16 protein-coding genes are annotated in these 18,851 nt (G+C 42.1%); 6 read left to right on the plus strand and 10 right to left on the minus strand.

Annotated features, from left to right (window positions below; all coding sequences use genetic code 11):
- Positions 1–6: 6 nt before the first annotated feature.
- The 5 genes from FM107_RS03385 to FM107_RS03405 all read right to left on the minus strand — a co-directional run bounded on the left by FM107_RS03385 (position 7) and on the right by FM107_RS03405 (position 5,132).
- Positions 7–549: a hypothetical protein gene (locus FM107_RS03385; protein WP_086947098.1), complete on the minus strand. Its 543-nt coding sequence runs from the start codon at positions 547–549 to the stop codon at positions 7–9.
- 77 nt (positions 550–626) lie between these two features.
- Positions 627–1,223 (minus strand): hypothetical protein, encoded by a 597-nt coding sequence (locus FM107_RS03390; protein ID WP_143559413.1) that lies wholly within the window; start codon positions 1,221–1,223, stop codon positions 627–629.
- A 13-nt stretch (positions 1,224–1,236) separates the two neighbouring features.
- Positions 1,237–1,827, minus strand: a complete 591-nt coding sequence (locus tag FM107_RS03395; RefSeq protein WP_086947100.1) for a hypothetical protein — start codon at positions 1,825–1,827, stop codon at positions 1,237–1,239.
- A 5-nt stretch (positions 1,828–1,832) separates the two neighbouring features.
- Positions 1,833–2,612, minus strand: coding sequence for a class I SAM-dependent methyltransferase (locus FM107_RS03400; RefSeq protein WP_086947101.1), 780 nt, complete (start codon positions 2,610–2,612; stop codon positions 1,833–1,835).
- Positions 2,613–2,705: 93 nt separating this feature from the next.
- On the minus strand, positions 2,706–5,132 hold the full coding sequence (locus FM107_RS03405; protein ID WP_179204391.1) for a TonB-dependent receptor: 2,427 nt from the start codon (positions 5,130–5,132) through the stop codon (positions 2,706–2,708).
- A gap of 231 nt (positions 5,133–5,363) precedes the next feature.
- Between FM107_RS03405 and FM107_RS03410 the strand changes: the two genes are divergently transcribed.
- Positions 5,364–6,380 carry an AraC family transcriptional regulator gene (locus FM107_RS03410; RefSeq protein WP_086947103.1) on the plus strand — a complete coding sequence of 339 codons (1,017 nt, stop codon included), beginning with the start codon at positions 5,364–5,366 and terminating at the stop codon, positions 6,378–6,380.
- Positions 6,381–6,440: 60 nt separating this feature from the next.
- On the opposite strand, the gene FM107_RS03415 is transcribed toward FM107_RS03410, so the two are convergent.
- Positions 6,441–7,415 carry a helix-turn-helix domain-containing protein gene (locus FM107_RS03415; RefSeq protein ID WP_086947104.1) on the minus strand — a complete coding sequence of 325 codons (975 nt, stop codon included), beginning with the start codon at positions 7,413–7,415 and terminating at the stop codon, positions 6,441–6,443.
- Positions 7,416–7,510: 95 nt separating this feature from the next.
- Positions 7,511–8,074, minus strand: a complete 564-nt coding sequence (locus FM107_RS03420) for a hypothetical protein (protein ID WP_086947105.1) — start codon at positions 8,072–8,074, stop codon at positions 7,511–7,513.
- A 279-nt stretch (positions 8,075–8,353) separates the two neighbouring features.
- Between FM107_RS03420 and FM107_RS03425 the strand changes: the two genes are divergently transcribed.
- A complete protein-coding gene (locus FM107_RS03425) occupies positions 8,354–9,007 on the plus strand; it encodes a CPBP family intramembrane glutamic endopeptidase (RefSeq protein ID WP_086947106.1) in 654 nt (217 codons plus the stop codon).
- 947 nt (positions 9,008–9,954) lie between these two features.
- Here the strand turns inward: FM107_RS03425 and FM107_RS03435 are convergent.
- Positions 9,955–10,353 (minus strand): helix-turn-helix transcriptional regulator, encoded by a 399-nt coding sequence (locus tag FM107_RS03435; RefSeq protein ID WP_086947108.1) that lies wholly within the window; start codon positions 10,351–10,353, stop codon positions 9,955–9,957.
- A 172-nt stretch (positions 10,354–10,525) separates the two neighbouring features.
- Here FM107_RS03435 and FM107_RS03440 point away from each other — a divergent pair, with 172 nt between their 5' ends.
- From FM107_RS03440 to FM107_RS03455, 4 genes are read left to right on the plus strand one after another with little or no spacing between them, the layout of a single operon-like run.
- Positions 10,526–10,993, plus strand: a complete 468-nt coding sequence (locus tag FM107_RS03440) for a hypothetical protein (RefSeq protein ID WP_086947109.1) — start codon at positions 10,526–10,528, stop codon at positions 10,991–10,993.
- Between the two features lie 3 nt (positions 10,994–10,996).
- Positions 10,997–11,656 carry a GIN domain-containing protein gene (locus tag FM107_RS03445; protein ID WP_143559414.1) on the plus strand — a complete coding sequence of 220 codons (660 nt, stop codon included), beginning with the start codon at positions 10,997–10,999 and terminating at the stop codon, positions 11,654–11,656.
- A gap of 19 nt (positions 11,657–11,675) precedes the next feature.
- On the plus strand, positions 11,676–12,935 hold the full coding sequence (locus tag FM107_RS03450) for a hypothetical protein (RefSeq protein ID WP_086947111.1): 1,260 nt from the start codon (positions 11,676–11,678) through the stop codon (positions 12,933–12,935).
- Between the two features lie 19 nt (positions 12,936–12,954).
- Entirely contained in the window at positions 12,955–14,634 is a 1,680-nt protein-coding gene (locus tag FM107_RS03455; protein ID WP_086947112.1) for a HEPN domain-containing protein, read from the plus strand.
- Positions 14,635–14,870: 236 nt separating this feature from the next.
- On the opposite strand, the gene FM107_RS03460 is transcribed toward FM107_RS03455, so the two are convergent.
- Both FM107_RS03460 and FM107_RS03465 read right to left on the minus strand, forming a co-directional pair.
- Positions 14,871–16,046 (minus strand): PepSY domain-containing protein, encoded by a 1,176-nt coding sequence (locus FM107_RS03460; RefSeq protein ID WP_086947113.1) that lies wholly within the window; start codon positions 16,044–16,046, stop codon positions 14,871–14,873.
- Between the two features lie 13 nt (positions 16,047–16,059).
- The gene (locus tag FM107_RS03465) at positions 16,060–18,717 is read right to left on the minus strand and encodes a TonB-dependent receptor (RefSeq protein WP_086947114.1); all 2,658 of its coding nucleotides are present in this window, start codon (positions 18,715–18,717) and stop codon (positions 16,060–16,062) included.
- Positions 18,718–18,851 lie beyond the last annotated feature (134 nt).

An 18,851-nucleotide genomic window follows, 5' to 3' on the forward strand; every position in this document is an offset into this window, starting at 1 on the left:
ACCATTCTAAATTTTGGTTAATACGATTTGAAAAGGTATTTGAAATCCTAATTTGATACGTATGGCAAAAGCCGAAGCCGAATTACCTGTCGTAGTAATAATAGCTGCTGAACTGTCCGAATCCTGGTTTGGGTTAATAAAAGAAGGAATGGAACTTCCCGGGTTGCCATTTCTTCTTGCTAATGCAACTACACCATTACCGTTGGTTATATTTCCCGTAACATCATCGAAAGTAAAACTCACATCCTGCAATGCTAGCGCCATTGGCATTTGATTTTTCCAATAATGCTTCGTTGTAGCATAATCGAAATCTCCATAAGATGAAGGTGGAGTTCCAGGGTTAAATCCACTGGTATTGCCACTCGCATCACAAAATTCCACTTTTGTTATCCCGCCTGTTACGGCAGTAAATTTGATATAATGGTTGCCATCAGGATTTAGTAGTCCTTTTGCAACACCCGCAAAAAAGTCACCCATCGGGTCAAAGAATACACTCACTTGGTGTATCCCTGTTAGGGAAATTGCTCCCTTTGTTTGATTTGTACTCATAATATTGATTTTAAAAAATTATTAATAAATATATTTGACTGCCGCACACGAATGGGTATACGATAGGTTTCATGTGCTTAATTAAGTTTTTGGGCAGATTTAATTACTACTACCACGGGCAATGCTACTCCGGGATCCAGTTTAAGATCGTATTGCATGGTTCCAGATCCATTTGGGTTCTTTTCAAATACACCGCTTATTTTGGAGTTTCCATTGCTATGCAATCCCTGTTCTAACGCTTCATCAGGTATTTCAAATCCTGGGTCATCGTCTGGCTCAAAGCCATCAGCGGGTGGGTTGGCATCAAAATAGCCTTTGCCATCCACGTTATGTACCATCAACCCTTTAGATGTTTCGGTAACGCTAAACCGCGAGTCCACACTCATTTCAAATGGCATTGGGCTGGCACGGAAGCCGGTAAAACGTAAGCGCAATATGCCATTGCCTTCATCAGTAACTGTTCCGTCCACTGTTCCTGTTGCTATAGGGATTGTTCCCATCATCGCAGGTATCACCTGAAAGCGATATTTTCCTGTCATTCCATATTGCTTTATCAGGGTACTACCTCCAATATCCTCGCCCTCCTTACTGCACGAGCTAAGCACAAGTCCGCAGGCCAACAGCATCAGCACGGACAATAAAGCAGATTGTCTGTATATAGGTTTTGCATTCATTGTTTTATAATTTTTATTTTGTTCCGGTTATATGTGCTTTCATTGCAATGGGTAACATCAGGTCGAACAGGACATATAGCTTTTTACTGCTGCGCACATAGTAACCCTCCAACTCGGCATCATCACTCTGCGGTAGCGGGGTGCCGATGGGCTGTCCAGATACCGCAGCTGTACGCACACTTCCGTCCGTTCCTCGAAGCCATATAGTATCCTGAACGGCATTCAGTTCCAGCAATACATTAATATTCGTAGTCATTTCCAAAGGCATCATTTCTGTCTGGAAATTCCTGTACCCAAATTCCAAAGCACCGTTGGCAAGCCATTGCATCCGTACCGGCCATCTGCTTTCTGTAAAAGTCAATAATGGTTGGGTGCGGGTTTCATTGTCATACATAACTATTTTTATATCTACGCTGTCCTTCCCATAACCCAGATAGGCCTCGTATATTTCCTTTGCCAGTGCCTGCGTGCCATAGTCTTCATTCAGGTAATCCTCACGGTCGGGCAATAAAGACGGATCATCAAGGTCCGGCGAGTAATAGTTATCCTTACTACATGAAATAAACATGAAAGAGAATAACACTATGTAACCAAGTCCTTTCATCCGGATTATCTTTTACGGGCAACAATAGCTACTGCATTAATATCTTTTTTATGCTTTTTGAAAGTATGGCGCATTTGCAGGATACGCTTACGCAGTTCACCTTGCGTAAGTACATTGAACATGATTTTCAATGTGCGGAAGATACCCTCATCCGCCAATACACGCTTTGGCTCCAGCAGAGCCATAGCATTAGTATCCACCTTTACAATCTCAAAGCCTTCGTCCTCCAAAAGTTCGCACCATTCTCTCGCGGTTAGCGGGCGAGCATGCACCCGTATATTGGCACTCAGGTCTTTGTAAACGCTTTGCTTAATCTCTTCACTGATGTGATCGGGCTGTAATCCCAGCTCGTGGATGCCATAAAAGCCTCCCGATTTCAGTATCCTTGCGGCTTCTTTTATAATAGCCTTTTTATGCTCCAATGGCTGCATGGTCAGCATTGCTTCGCCATATACTTTAGAAGCGTAATTGCCTGGCAGGGTGGTGTTGGAAGCATCGGCCACGATCATGCTCATGTTAGCATAGTTGACATTTTTCTTTGCCAGTTCGGAAGCCTGCTTATTGTTATCTACCCCGGTATAGCTGTTCGGTTTTCTGGCACAGGCAATGGCAGCTGTAAAACCCAGCCCGGGTGCAAATTCCACCACATCGTCCGATGGATTGATGTCCATATTCTTCATCAACACCTTGGTCAGCTCCCGTCCACCGGGACGAAGTACCTTTTTCCCTACCTTCGCAAGTATCCAGTGCCCTTGTTTTTCGTTTAGTTTTTCTTCTATTGCCATTTCTTTTGGTGTATTATCGCATCATTGTATAATGCATATTGTCCTTGTTTCTTTGTCTTTAATCCTTATTCCTTTATCATTACTCTTTGTTCCTTAAAGCTTATAGGTCAGCCCCACATAAAAAGTCCTTGTCTGTCCGGGCATAAAAAATGCTACATTGTCCACCGTAAATTCGGGGAACGGAATCGGCGGCAGCAATATCTGGTCGCTGATGATGTAGCTTGATGCATAATATTTATTCAATATGTTCTTTCCTTCTACGTAGAAGGAGAAATTCTTCCACTGCTCTATTCCTGCCCTGAATCCAAAAATGGTAAAAGCAGGTTGATATACGGTATTGGTGTGGTCTATCGGGCTACGCTGTGGCTGGCTCTCGGCATTGAGCGAAAAGAACAGCTTGTCCGGACTTTTGTATTCAACCGCTGCCGTCAGGTAATGGGGCGGTACGCCCGCCAGCTTGTTGCCCTGATAATCGTCAGACGAGAAATAAAAATCGCTATAGGTGTACATCGCCCTAACGGAGATTTTGTCCTTTGTCCTGAAAATATTCTCAAACGGAACAGCTATTGCACCGAATTCTATCCCTTGATGGATCGTGTTCGGATAGCTCTTGGTCTCTTTTACCCCCAGAACAAAATCTTTTATTTCTAAGAGCTCATCTTTTACCCAAGACCGGTATAGGGACACATTCCAGCCATAGCGTGTACCCTCATGGCGTGTACCAATTTCAGCCGTAACGGATGACTGTTTGTCCAGCTTGATTGCAAAGAACTCTTTCGGGCTGGTATTGATGTTTTCCGTGACCTTTGTGCCTACGAGTTCGTCAAAGGTAGGTGGTTCATAGCTTGTGCTAACATTACCGAAAAATTGAAAATCTCTGTTTTTACCGGCATTATAAATAAAACCGATCCTCGGGTTCACTGCCCTGAATTGCTGGTCCATCGACTGGCTATATGAGTAGAAATAGCGGTACTTGTGCGAGGAATGACTATACCAGGGGCGCAGTTCCGGGTCGGGAAAAACATCTTCGCTATTGCGCTCGTTGTTTACGGCCTGTACATTGCCGATAACATGCAACCTCTCGCTGAAACGATGGTGGTATTCGGTATAAAATGTCAGGTTCACGGCATTCAGATTGTCCTTACTGAACATATAGGAATCCAATCCATTGACATTGATATGTCCCTTACGGTCGATATTGCCATGGCTTTCCAGAAAGCCTACGGTTAGTTTTCCCTTATCCATCCTGTGTTCTGCCTGTATGCTGATACCCGCGTCATTCCCCGTGGAGCGTTGCGTGGACAGGACGACGGGAAAGACAAACCTGTCTTTGATAAGCTGGTAATAAGCTGAAACGGTAATGTCGGTTTGTGGTGAAAGCCTAAAAGCGGTACGGTTGGCAAAGCGGAGTATCTCCGCCTCACGCCCCGGCTTGTCACGTTCTATGTTAGGCCCCATGTAATAAGGCAGGCTTATTCCTTTGTTGATCTGTGTCGGATTGTCCAGGAGCATCTGCATCGTGAGTGGCCCCGGCACGTTAAAATTAATGTACGAATAGTTGAGATAAATACGACTGTCGATATTGCTTGAAAAACGATAGCCAACATTTCCGGCTACATTCATTTTTTTGTTTTGGTTGTGCTGGCGGAAACCATCCTGACGGCTTCCCGAAACGGAAAGAAAACCATCTGCTTTGCCCCAATGATTGCCCATCATCAGGTTGCCCTGCGCATAACCGAATGAACCGCCTTCTGCTTTTAGCTGTATGCCTGGAGCATATCGCCCGGTACGGGAGTTGAAATTGACCGCCCCGCCAAGCGTAGCTGCACCATACCGCAATGCGTTTGCGCCCTTGAATACCTCTACTGATTCAGAAATAGCAGGATCCATCACCCCGATGATAAACGATCCATCGGCAAAGTTCACCGGGATACCGTCCTGCAACAGGTAAACCCCACGCCTTTGGGGGTTGCTCTGGATACCGGATCCCCGTATGCTTAACCTTGGCTGATCGTTCGCTCCGAAAAACTCCTGTATGACCACGCCGGGTTCGTATTTCAAGGCATCTTTTATGGTTTCCAATCGTTGCACCTCCGGTGTCATCACGGCAACGGATGTTCCACCGGCAATCATTTTATGTTGCATCTTGATCGTTTCGAGCGAGGGAGCCGAAGAAAGCGTTTGTCCTGTAATGGCTACTTCCCGAAGCTCGATCCGTTTTTCTTTCAGATAGATTTCATAATAATGTTTGTTGCTTTCGTTTTCCGTTATATTCACAGTAGCTTCGAAGAGTTCGTACGACATGTGGCTGAATACTAACGTATGCTTGCCCTCTGACGTGAATAATTTGAAGTATCCATTTGCATCTGTTGTTGTTGCAAATTTATTGGTTGATTTTAAAGCGACACTTACATTGGCAATAGCTTCTTTATCCTTCGTCAGCACCTTTCCTTCGATCAGGAATTGTTGCTGACTGATGATGGATTCGTTTCCGTGAACTATTTGACAAAATGTGTTCATTATTACCAAGAAAAAACAGTACCTAAAAAATCCTTGCATATATTAAACTTCCAACTCGTGTTCTGTTAATCTTCATTTTATTGTAATATCCTGTTCGATAAGCGATATTATTTAGAATCATACTAAATAAAATTTACCTTTGCAAAGGTAATTGAATGTGATGTTCATTGAGTACCCGAATTGGTAGTAAAAACTCCCAAAATGGAAGAATTTGATAAAGTATAGTTTATTATGGAATTGATAGCGAGCAATCTAAACGGGTCGAAAGTAGCGGCTATCACGGTGTCTGATGGCTACGATCTGGGATCCGAATTGATAGAACACCCGATTCACCATGGTGATTCGTTTGATGAGCAGTTTAGGCTTTTTCATACAGACGGTCTGATTCTGATTGATGTCCATTCGGAAGTTGTTGAGCAGATTACCGCGTGTTTATCTTTCAATAGCCATATTGTTGCAATGGTCTTTCATCTTGAGGGGGATGTCAACATCATGACCACCGGCGGCAATCATGATGTCAGTATACGGATGCACGGAGACGAACATAATGTCGAGGTAATTAATTCCAAAATGTTGAAAGTTGCTTACGAACCCGGAGCGCCTGTCAATTCATTCATTGTCTTACTTTCCCGTGGGTTCTGTCTTCGGGTCATGCCCCAGGAACACGACAGACACAACAAGCTGTTAAGTGCGGTCAATGAAGGAAATCAAAGTAGGCTGTCGCCAGAGTTTGCCCCTTTGAGCCAAGATATGAAACGGATTATTGAGAATGTCCGCAATTGCAGCCGAAAAGGGTCTTTTCACCGCCTTTGCCTCGAGATCAAAATCGCCGAATTGCTTATGCTTCAATTGGAGCAACAATACTCCCTACATGCTGAACAAATAGAAAGACCGATGCTGCACAATGCCGATATGGAGAAAATAGAAGAGGCAAAAAGAATATTGGAAGTACATTATATCCAGCCCCCTACTATCAAGGATCTGGCACTGACGGTTGGCCTGAACGAAACTAAACTTAAAGCCGATTTCAAGAGAATCTATAATAGTACCATACATGCCTATACGCAGCGAATCCGCATGCAAAAGGCACATCAGCTTCTTACCCAAAAGAATTTATTGTTAAAAGAAATTGCCCTGCAAGTGGGCTATCAAAAGCCCTCTAATTTTACGGCTGCATTCAAAGAGTTTTTCGGTGTCCATCCGGGAGATATTGGGTCTATAAAGGGAACGCCAGAACCTGCGGAATAGTGCCCTTCTACCCATTGACGAGATGTGCCCCTACGTCGATCAAGTCAGGGCTGAAACCACTTATAGTCTCACCTCGCTCGGTGGCATGCCGTAATACCGCTTAAAGGCATTGGTGAAACTGGCCTGGTGCTTGAACCCCACCAGATTGCCTATTTCGTACATATTGTTCTTCTTTTCCTCCACGATCAGCCGTCTGGCTTCCACCATCCGCAGGCGCGTGACGAAATCGTAAATAGTCGTCCCGAAATATTTTTTGAAGCCCGTACGAAGTTTTGATTCATTGAGCAGGGCGATCCTGGCGAGTTCCTTTTGCGCGGGAGGATCGATAAAGTTGCTTTCAAGGATTTCCCGCACATGCTCCAGTTTCTCGATGTCCGTTCCCTGCAATATTTCCTTTTCATCCTGTATATACTGGCTGAACTGCTCCAACTGGTACATAATCAGCTCGAGTATGCGCGCATCGGTGAACATGCGTTTCAGGTCGCCGTCCTGCTTGCATTCCCGGATGCTCTCGATGGAAGTGCGCATTTCGGGGGTGACATACAGGTCTTCGTCCATGAACGACGAAAACACACCTTTTTCCATCTCATGTATAAAGCCCTCCTGCAAAGGAGACGACACATCTACCAGATTGAGGTAGTAATCCTTGGACAGCACGATGAGGAAATAGATATAATCGGTATCCGCTTTTACTTCGTAAGATTCCTTTTGGGCAGGTATATAACGTATGTTATGCCTGCTGCGGCCATAACGGGGCTTGGTTTTACTTCCGGCCCTATCCTTGACGAAGATAAACTGGCTGGCTATGGCATCGCCCTCCACTTCGGTCTCGATGCGTACCTTCTGGTTGAAACTCATCTCCGAGTGGAGCAGGAAAAGTCCGTTGGTGGACAATTGGTAGTTCCGCATGTGCACAGGGCTATGCCTGATGTTTATCTCGCGTTCGGATAACCTATGATTGTGAATGTACTTTTCCGGTATTTCTTCCAGAAACAGCCATTCGTTGTGGTTTTCAATCTTTGCCTTGATCAACATGTCTTATTTGCTTTTATTAGGGCATAAACAGTGAATAGTATATATTCGCAAGCAAATATACCATTATTTATAAGCATTCTAAATAAGAAACATGCTTATTTTAACAGTATCTTTTCGTTGTCAAGAAATTTAAAGATAAACCTTAAAAGGACATCGCTTTTTTCGTAATAGGTTACGGCTTCCAACAGGTTGTCGAAAGTGGCGTGGCGCAGTTGTCGTTCCATGTCCAACAGGTATTGCTCGATCCTGGAATAGTCCCAGGCTACATCCGTGGATTTTATATCGATCCGTGGAGTATGGCGACCATTACTGTACAATGCTTTAAGGAAAGCAACGGATACGTCTTCCTGCAATTGGAAACGGTTGGCTGTACCGTTGAAATGGTCAGGCCAACATCCATTTTCCCTAAGGCAGACAATTTGCCTACGTAGGTTTCGCGCAATATCAACGAATGCTGTACGTATCAGGTCGGTATTCCTTGTTTCCCATGTGAAGATTTCGATAAACTCGGACACCCTGTTAGCGGCATTCTCGACCCGGTCACTGACCATCCGAGCTTGACAATAGGGGGGGCGCTGATTTTCCATCCGCTGGGCTTCGCTGATCGTTTTAGCGAGACGTCTATTAGCCTCGAAATACTCTGGTACGGTATATCCCATTGTTGTCTATTCTCAATCTTGTTTTCGATACAACCTGCATGTTATTGGTCAACTTACACAAATATAGGACATCTGAATGAAATGGCAGAAGTCTTCATGTGATTAGTGAATGTAATCGAAAGATGTTTTGTATTCATCTGGAAATGGCCTAACTTTAGGTTGGCCAAAAAAAATTAGTTATGGGATTCCTGTCGTTTTTCTCTAAGCTGTTCGGTGCAAAGCGCACTAGAAAGGGAATGCCGGAAATGTTTCTGGCAATGAGGTAGGTTTTTGTTTGCAATGATCGTCTCAATTAAAGAAACTTATACAGACTTTTATCATTTTGTAAAAAATCCAATTGATGAACCTGCGCCAATCCAAACAGCGAGGCACAAAATCAATAGGCTTTTTTCCATCTTGGCAATCGAAATTCCGATTATAGCAGTAATTGGTGCTACTATTTATGGTATTGAAAAACTTGGAATAATTGATACAGGTGTGCACAAATTGGATACGTTATTTCAAGAGTTACCATTATGGAAATTTGTGATTTGGGGAGTGATTATAAATCCATTTCTGGAAGAGTTGATTTTCCGACTTTGTTTGAGATTTAATCCCAGAGATTTAACAGCTTACTCTATATTGCCAGTTTCAGTCATCGGCAATCAGAATATAGCGAAAGTCGAGAAATATTTATCCCGTCTTTGGGCTGGCAAATTTCCACTGATATTCTTCTCATCTGCCTTGCTTTTTGCTTATTTTCATTTGTCAAACTATGAGCTTACAAATAAGGTTCTTTTGTTATCACCCTTGCTTATCGCGCCACAATTAATTACAGGCCTTTTTCTAGGCTATTTAAGGATAAAGTATAATTTAATGTTAGGATATTTTATGCATGCTATTCACAATGCATTTTTTATTTTACTGGCATTTATCACTATGGATTTAGGTTGAATAATCTGGTGAGAAATTTCCGTGGTGTAAACTTCATACTAGATCCCACTTATCCATTAATCGTATTTCTCATTACATGTAATAAAAATAACAACATTTATAAAATCGATTGCCTGAGTTTACAGTTAGTATCATTATAACAAAGCTGTTACTAGAAAATTACAATGTTGTTTTTATTAGCATACAACAAATGCCTAGTTTTGAAAGGCGTTAATGAACGGGGGCTTAATCAGATTTGATTTTCCCTCGTTTTATTTACATAGGTCTCTATTTTTTTGGCAAGATGCCACACACTAATACTTTTAATATCTAACAATTGTTTAACCTCTCCACCTGGTGGATCTACTTATCTGCGTATGCTTAATCACGAAAACCTCTCTCAACTTAGAATTGTACCCATAGGTGAAATTAAAACAGGTGATTTTGTTGTAGACCTGGGTAAAGTTGTAGAAATTGATAAATTTCCAAGCCGCATCAACCTCATAATTCTTCGGTTTAATGAGAAGCATGTTATAAAATTTAAACCGGAAACGCTGGTTGTAATAAAATAATTGAGGGGCTAAGGGAGAGCGGGCCAATTATTGCTTCCTTTTTAATAGTCAACAATGTGGACAAGTTATACTACAATACTTATCAAGTATTATATTTCCCTCAAGATATACCAATAAACCCCAATACTACGGTTATGGATGTTGTGTTAAGCTTCTTCTTTGGTGTACTATTTTTAATCGTATTTATATTAGTATTGGAACAATGGACAAAAGAGCAAATCACAGAAATGAAGGAAAACTGCGGCTCTTAGATTGCATTTACTTTATCCTGTGCTCTTTGTAATGGGTGTCCTCACGAGCCCTGAATATTTTGGTAACAAGTTCGCCGATTTTCGGTTTCCTAAATAACAGATTTGCCTTCAATAAGAATTAAAGCCGACATCTTTCCATCGTGTCCTACTTATCTTTTAGCCGTTCCAAATATTCAACTTTAGATTTTTCGGCATCAAGAAGCCGTTCGTACAGCTTCTTATTCTCTTCGTAAGCCTCGATTAATTTGTCCAGAGGATTAAAGTTATAATGTACAGAACCGGCCTGATCATGAAGGGTGCTTGAAATGATATTGATTACCGCTTCCTCATTGAAACGTTGGATGGCTTCGGGGCTTACCTTCAAAATCCTGGCCACCTGTTCTAATATATTCTCTTCGATTTTTTCCTTGGCTTCCAGTTGGGAGATTTTCTTTTGCGTCCAGTCGTCGCCTAATTCATAAGCAAGGGTTTCCTGCTTCATGCCAAGTATTTCCCTGAAACGCTTGATGTTACGCCCTTCGTGTATTTGTTGTATTCTCTCCATAATGATAAAATGCTAAGCCAAAAGATAGTGCTACAAGCTGCTACCGTTTACGAAAATACGGAATATTTCATGGAATAATATATTCCCAAATCGGGATAATTTATGCCAGCTAAAGGTTTGAATATGCCTTTATGGTTCGTGACCTTAGAACTATAACCAAATACTGCAAGATATGAAAAAGCAAAAAAAGAAGGTTACATCAGTGGACAAGTATGAGAAGTATTCCGAAATCGGGGAAATGTACTCGTCCAAGTGGAAGCATTTAGAACTATTCATCCCATGCAATTTTAGGATGTTATGTGCCATTCTGAACATTAAGTTAGAAGACGTACTAGGCGATTTTATGTGGATAGTGAGCTACTCCCATTCTGACCGTGCAACGGAAAAACAACGAAGGGCTGCCAGGAAGTTTTTCCTCACATGCGGATTCGGACAGCCCGGTTACGCAAAAAATGACATAAAGAGAATGTTCAATGAGCTGAAAGCGGTCAGGACAGTTTGTGACACGATTAACGGTATGGAGCCGGATGACACTAGACTGTTTTGGAAAAACAACCATATGTATGTAGAGCACTGGTTCAAACGGTGGTTTGAAAAGAATAAACGAACGGATGATGTAACAGTGCTTGAAAAATACTAACCCATGAAGATCATGAACAATGTAAACTCTTTTCACATGATCCGCGTCCTTACCCGGTGCGAGATCTGCCTACATCAGGGCGGTTCGTACGCCGTCCATGTGGATGAGCCGGATGACATTGCCCAGTGGATAGATTACTACGTGGAGAACGGAGAGTTAATCATCCAAACCAAACCAATACATTATGGCTTCTTATTACTAAGCGGTAGCTACCCCAAAATGATAGTTGAATGTACTAACCTGACCTGCATCCAAATTTGTGACAGGGCATTTGTCACGACAAAAGAAGAATTTCAAGTGGAGAAACTTGGCATAATTGTCTATCAAGGTAGAATTGAGTTGGATATAAATGCGGTCTTAACCGATTGTACAGTGCTTAAAAGAGCGATGGCAAAAATACGTGGCAGTACGATTGTATCGCAGGTTTTAGTGCATCAGCACGGTGTATATCATGGTGATGAATTTGATGCGTCAGAAGCCTATATCCACCTTCATGGTGATGGTCAGGCTTCGGTGTGGGCCACAGAAGAACTGGAAGCCAGCTTGTTCAGCAGAAGCAAATTACAGTATCATGGAATTCCATCAATGCGGTTAATTCATATTGATGAAGGTTGTTCGATCAAGCCATTTGACCGATCTGGATTTACAAAACACGAGGATTAACTAATAAAAATTTTGAGTTATGGATAATGCATATTTAAATAATCCAGAAGACAAATACGAAACACCGTGGTTCTTACTGGAAGGAGGAATCTTTGATTCTATTCGTTACGGTACCTTTGAATCTTTTAATGAAAGTCTATGGCAACTGCTTGTGGCGTTAACGTCAAACTACAACAAAGACGATGCTGAGAAACAGAAACTATCAGGGACTCTGGGTAAAGTGGTACAGATGGTGAAGGGGTGTCATTATTTCCTGCATCATAAAAAGCGTTTAAATTTTAAGGAAGACTGGATAGATGTCAACTGGTTACCGAATCCTTATCGTTGTCAGAAAAAATATCGATCAAGTAACGATCAGAAACTTAACCATCATCTGGCACATTTTAAAGAGCCCTTTTCAAAACTTACACGTGAGGAAGCACAGAACTTCGTACTGACTTTTAAGCATTTCTTCATAGATATGGACTTGACCTCGTGGCTGAATTTACTAGAAGACTGGAAATCTTGCCTGAATCGCAATGATACCTTATTTGAATCCGGAGAATACGCTCCGTTAAAGACTTATGAAAAACTGGTGGGTCTACATGAAGCTTGCATGTTAGGATATCATTGGGCTGAATATTCTTATCCTCCGCCCAACCGGCATTTGATTGAAGATTTTCTAGGAACTACTTACGAAGGTTACAGGTATGCCAGTCCATTTGAAATGATTGATGGTATATTCTGTGGGGTTAGTTATGTCGATCTTCACGAGAATATTTCAGCGTTGTACATGGGATGTTCGCGTAAACGCAAGGAATTAACAATGGACGTTGTTGACTTGCGGTTTTATTTATGCTGGTTAATAGAAACGGGATGGCTACTGTTACAAACGGATTATCTCCCAGAAGATTGGCTCCTTCCGGATAGTTTCGATGTTTTGCACTGTCCCTTGCCTGAAAAAGAAGTACAATACTGGAGGCCGAAATGCCTAAGCATCAAGGAACGGAATAAACTAACGAAGACATTATCAAAGTTGTACCATGATATCGACGTTCATGACGTAATATATGAGGCAGAGAACCGAATTATACGCTATTTAGACCCAAATAATACGGACTGCCTGAGCGAGGAAAATTTGAAGTCTAGAGTTCGCCTGCTTAAAACCCTGGATATACTTACCCTGATTGTATTGGATTTTTGCAAAAGGCGGACAAAACCTGATGGAATCACCTATCCAAAAGTATCTGAAGAAGAAAAGGTTGAGGACATAGATGAAGTCGAAAACTCAATATTATGAACTATAAATCTATTTAATTATGAAACACACTGATCAAAAAGAGCTGACAATTTTAAAACAAATTATCCTTGCGTTGACTTCAAAATATAACATCGAAAGTATTTACCTGAATACTCATGAAGGTACCGATGTAAGTTATGAACTGATTATTCTGGTATCTAATAAGTACGTGAAAACTCTGGGCGAATTGGTACCTAAAATTGTGAATACGATAAGGGAATACCCACAATATCGCATCATGTGCTATGTCGCCTTCCAAGCGAAAGACAAAATCAGAGAGGGCAGCCTGTTTTTGTTTTCATCCTGTCAGCCTGAGAAACTGGTATACCAAAAGGAAGAGTCTGACTTTAAACCTGTACCTGCTAATTATGATTCCAGAAAATGCTTAGATCTGACCATGGAATTGCGACACAGGGAAGAGCAAAAAATTGATGAGTTTAAAGACGGGTATTATCATTTCAAGGAACAAGGGAAGTACGCAATGGCTTCGTTTATGTTGCATCAAACTATCGAATTAACTTACCGTTACCTCGAACTACTGTTAACGGCGAAGGAAAGGATTACGCACTCTATCCGTTGCCATCATCGTTTCCTGAAGGAATCATGTTCTTTATATCCAGCTATTTTTAATGACGAAGTGGATGAAGATATCCATCTGTTTCAGGTACTGGAGGATATTTACCGGGCAACCCGCTATGAGGACAAATTTCAGGTTGACTTGGAAACATTGCTTCAACTGGAAGGAAAAATGGAAACCGTACTGTCAGCCGCCGTAGTCATCTTTGAGCAAGTTGTCCTTGCTTTTGAGCAGCAAGTTTCAAATGCAAGCATTCCTGACCAGGATAAAAAGTCTTCTAATTCCAAACAAAAAACAGAATTCCAATTCGATAAGAGTACCCCGCAGGAAAGTATACTTGAATATATACATTCCCAGATTAACGAGGATATCAGCATTTATCTGTTTGGCAACCGGACAAGACGCTTTGAGATACGGGGTGTTAATGTGAAAGATGATAAGAATGAAACAGCAGACCATTGTTATGATCTACTTATCGTGAGTGATAGCGATATCCGGGATAAAGTAATGAATATCCAGGCTTCAATTAATCAAGAATCTGGAATATCCGTATTGTTGCTTTCGTTTACACGTGAGCAAATACAGAAGAAACTGAACAGTAATAGTCCCTTTTTTCATCAAGTTTTGCAATACAACGCATCGTTATTCTGCTCAGATAATTATTCTCCGGATTGGACTTTTCATGAGAACAACGGTATCCTTACTGAAGACGAACAGGGTAAGGCCAAAACGAAATGGTATAGCCGAGAAAATAATGCAAGCGGATTTTATAACGGTGGCTCTGGAATAGATAATTCGGAAGAGGTTGCAATTAAGGTATTGCTCTATAATCAAGCTATCGAGCAAGCCTGTTTAGGACTGCTGGAATATTACTACGGTTATAGCCCGTATCAGTATAATCTAAAACACTTGTATAGCCTTTGCTCAAGTTTTTGGCTATTTCCGAACGATATTTTTCCCCGATCAACAGAAGAAGAAAAGTTACTTTTCGATGAATTTGCCCAAACTGTGAGTGATACCCGATACCTAGGCTCGTCTTCAGTCGGTTGGGATGAAGCTTATCGGTATGATCAACGATGTGAGCGGTTTCTGGAACAATGTAGCAATCTGGTCCGTGGGTAAACAATCCCCCTTATTGTCGCCGTAGAGACAGATACTATTTAGGATTGTAAAAAGCAATTAACGGGATTGCCCTTGGCATAGGAATAAAATAAATGTCAAGTAAATCCCAGTATTTACAAGCATTTAATCACCCAATTAAGTGATTAAATGCTTGTAATAAATTTAGTTGTTGGATACTTTAGTTTTTCTTTTTTTCAGCCTGGAAGCTTTTTTGATCGTGATTGCTGATGTTTACGCTATTTTTTGCATCTTTTCTTTTTTCCCCACTTTCTGTTATACCAAATGATGAAGCCGGTGACGGGAAGCGAAGCGCAAATCAAACAGGTTATACAGGCTATAATCTTTGTTGACAAACCACCAATTGTTCCCACGTGTAAGTCACTGTTAAGCCGGATTATTTTTTGTCCTGCGGTGAGTTTCTCAAATGGCAAGGTACCATTACGTACGCTGAAACCTTTAGAGGAAAGCTCAGTTAGTGTCCCGGGATCAAAATAGCGGCTATAAATACCATAATAAGTCCCTGGATAAGGATTTATGGTGAACTGTATAGGAGTGGTACTATCGTATAAAAAGGATAGCGTAATTTCACTTTTCCCGATTTGTACATCGTTGAGGATTGTTTCCCATATCATATCAACAGGGGGCTCCATCCGCTTTTTAGCTACTGAAAATTCGTTAACCGACAATTCGTTCCAAATCGGGGTGCGGGATTCACCCACAAACGAATGATGCATCTCTCTGTACCACTGAAAGCTGTAATATATACCGGTGTAAGTCAACACAAATGCAAATATGAAGGCATAAAAGCCGAGCACATTGTGCAGATCGATATTGACCCGCTTCCAGCTTGCGCTCCACATAATACGAAAACTCTTTGCACGTGTTGATTTTGTCCATTTTCTCGGATACCACCAGAATATACCGGTAACCATAACAATAAGAAAAACCAGGCAGCCGGCCCCTACAATTGGGCTTCCGATCTGCCTGGGTAACCAAAGGAAACGGTGCCCACTTCGTATAAACTCAAAAAAACGATGTGTAGCGCTTTCCTGGAAAACATAATTATACAAAATCTTACCAGTGTGGGGATCCATATGAAGATAGCCGACATAGATAGCGTTGAGTGTATCAGAATAGTCAATATAACTTGACTTCCCTGTTTCGCGGTACGTTAAGCTGTGCAGCTTGTAATTATTTGGACTTTCTATAGAATCCAGATAGCGAGTCGCAGATTCGTGCAGTGTCGTGGGATTCTTGTAAGAAACATCGGTATTGTTGAGCCAATGAAAAGGCTCTGTAAAAAAAGCGACTTCATCACGAAGCACCCATATGCCTCCCGTAAGGCATACGATAAAAACGATGCCCCCGGAAAACAAGCCAAGCCAAAGGTGTAGCCATTTGATGATCTGCATACCCTTATTATCTTTAAAGGCTATAGCGTATGGAAAAGCGGAAATTTCGCCCGGGCATCGATTTCATAAAAAACTCGCCCGACTTGCCCGCTAGATAGTTAAAGCTATTTGCTGAAAAATTATAGGTATCCGCCAGGTTATAGAGGTTCAGCGCGAAAGAAACCTTTTTGCGATTGTAGTACAAAGCTGCATCGATACTCTTATAATTCGGGAGTTTCTGCTGCTTATCCGTATCCTCTTTTTTAAATGTGACAACATACCTGTCCTTCTGGTAGGAAGTACCGGCTCCTAGACCAAAACCTTTTAATGTGCCTTGGCTAAAACGGTAAGTCAACCAGATGTTGCCATTGTGGATCGGATTGGTTGGGCGTGTACCTATAAGGAGCGGGTCAGCGTCTTTGGTGACTTTGGCATTGATGTAGGCGTAGTTTGCGGTGAGTTGCAGGCCAGGTGTTAGATTTCCCATAATGTCTACTTCTATTCCTTCACTTCGTATCTGCCCCCACTGCGCACTAAAGCCAGGGTTGTCTATATCTGCCGTAAGCACGTTGTTTTTAGTGATTCTGTAGGCACTTATCTGGGTAAATAACGCCTTTTCCAGCCACTGGCGTTTAATGCCGAATTCGATATTATTACCGGTAAGGGGTTCAAACTTGCTGCCATCAAATGACTGTCCGGGCTGTTGAAGGAAGGATTGGTCATAAAGGGCATAAATCGACGTATTGGAAAATGGATGTACCAAAAGTCCCGCCCTGGGAGAAAAGACCTTATCAACCTCCGGTTTAGACGTGCTCCCATTGCTGTAGTAGGTATATCTGCCACCTAGGGTCAGCTGTATCCATGGAGCCAAAGTAAGTTGATCCTGGATCATGACAGCCTGCCAACTCATAGTCTGTGGCACACCCAAACTGTTTGGTGTATTATCATAGCCAAAACTGAGGTTATCGATGTCTATCAACGTGTCCAGTTGTTTGCTAAGTCCGTAGAGTGGGTCATAGACGTTAATAGGGAGTATATTACGGACGTCTGCATGTTTGCCCTTGGTATGGAGGATACCTCCGTCGATTCCCACCAGTAATTGGTGGGACACTGATCCAGAACGAAAATTTCCGTTTATAAATGCCTGTGCAGTGTAGAAATCATCGTAAAATTCAATATACCGGTAACGTCTGGTCAATAACCCATCAGGATCTACGATTGCGTTTAGGCTATAAAGGTCTTTGCCTTTCCATCGCGCCAGCATAACACCAGCTTGCGAGGTAATTTTCCAATTGTCATCTAGGTGGTGTTCAACATGAACATATCCATAGTTGTTGGAGAGTTTTGTTTGTCCAACCGCCGGATCACCGACCAATAGATCCCGTGGCAACGGCTGCCGGTCAACAGTGGGCATCACATTGTTTGTCGCTAAAAGACCGGCCACATCCATATTGTATTCGAGGGTGACGTTTGTTCGATCTGAAGCCTTATATTGTATAACAGGGGCTATGCTGAACCGATTGTTCTGTCCATAGTTGACATGTGTTCCTGATTTTTGTCCCATAACGTTCAATCGGTACGACACTTTCTCAGACAACGGTGCGCCCACATCCACCGAAGTGCGATAAAGGCCATAACTGCCAGTCATAAATTCTATTGATGCATGTTTATAGGAAAGTGGTTTTTTGGTTACTACATTGAACATACCGCCTGGTTCGCCCTGTGCGAGCATAAAACCTGCTGGCCCCTTTATGAATTCGATATTTTCAATATAACTCATATCCTCCTGCAAGATGCCGTATCCGATAAGGGTAGAAATAGGCATTCCGTTACGCAACCGGTTATTGCCAGCAGAAGTTCCGCGAATACTAAACCCAGTAGATGCACCTGCATAAGGCATATTGTCGGTTATACCACTTATGTTTTTCGTAATCTCCGAGGGTGTCAGGAGTTGCTGTTCTTTAAAAGTGGTGGAACCTATGGAAAGTATGTTCTGTGGTGTTTCCATTAAAGGGCTCTGGATACGGAGAAAACGAGAAGGCGTGTCTACCACTTTGTTAACTGGCATACCATTGACAACTACTTCCTGTAACGTTTGCGCATCTTCGTTAAGGGTAAATGTTACATTGACTATGCCATCAGGGACTACGGCTATTTGCTGTTGTTGTGTCTGTAATCCTACAAAGCTGGCTGTGATGGTATATGTACCTGTTTCGATATTCTCCAGCCTGAACTGGCCCCGATCATTTGCCTGTGTGCTGCGCTGACCCCGAATACCTATGCTCACAAAACCCGCAGGCTGACCATCACTGGTATACACAACACCGGACACGGTTCCCCTTCCCTTAGAAGGTTGTATATTTATTTGGTTTCCCTTTACCTGCATTCCTCTTGCAAGTTCTCCGAAAAGTTGTTCCAATACACCGGACAGCGGTTGATTGGTCACGTTGAGGGAAACCACTCTGTCTGAATTGACAAAGGTCTCGCTGTAGGCAATGCTGCAATCGGCCGCTTTCTCCACGACGGTAATAGCTTCTGAAAGTTTGACTCTATTGACTTGGATAGTGACCTTTTTCTGCAAGATGCCTTGTTGTGAAAATGCGGCCGGAATGAAAGTGATAGATAATATAATAAGGGATAGATATAACTTAAATTGTTTTAGGTTTCGAATGTTTATAAATAAAGAATACATATTTTTGATGAATGTAATTTTGATTGATTGATGAACAATTGATGATCGGTTACTAATTCCCGGGACAATGTTTGGCGACGGCGACCCGGGGATTCTTGTTTATTCTCTTCGGCTTTATGGTGGATACATGTTTT

It is taken from the genome of Sphingobacterium sp. JB170 (genome assembly GCF_900163865.1).
Classification (GTDB): domain Bacteria; phylum Bacteroidota; class Bacteroidia; order Sphingobacteriales; family Sphingobacteriaceae; genus Sphingobacterium.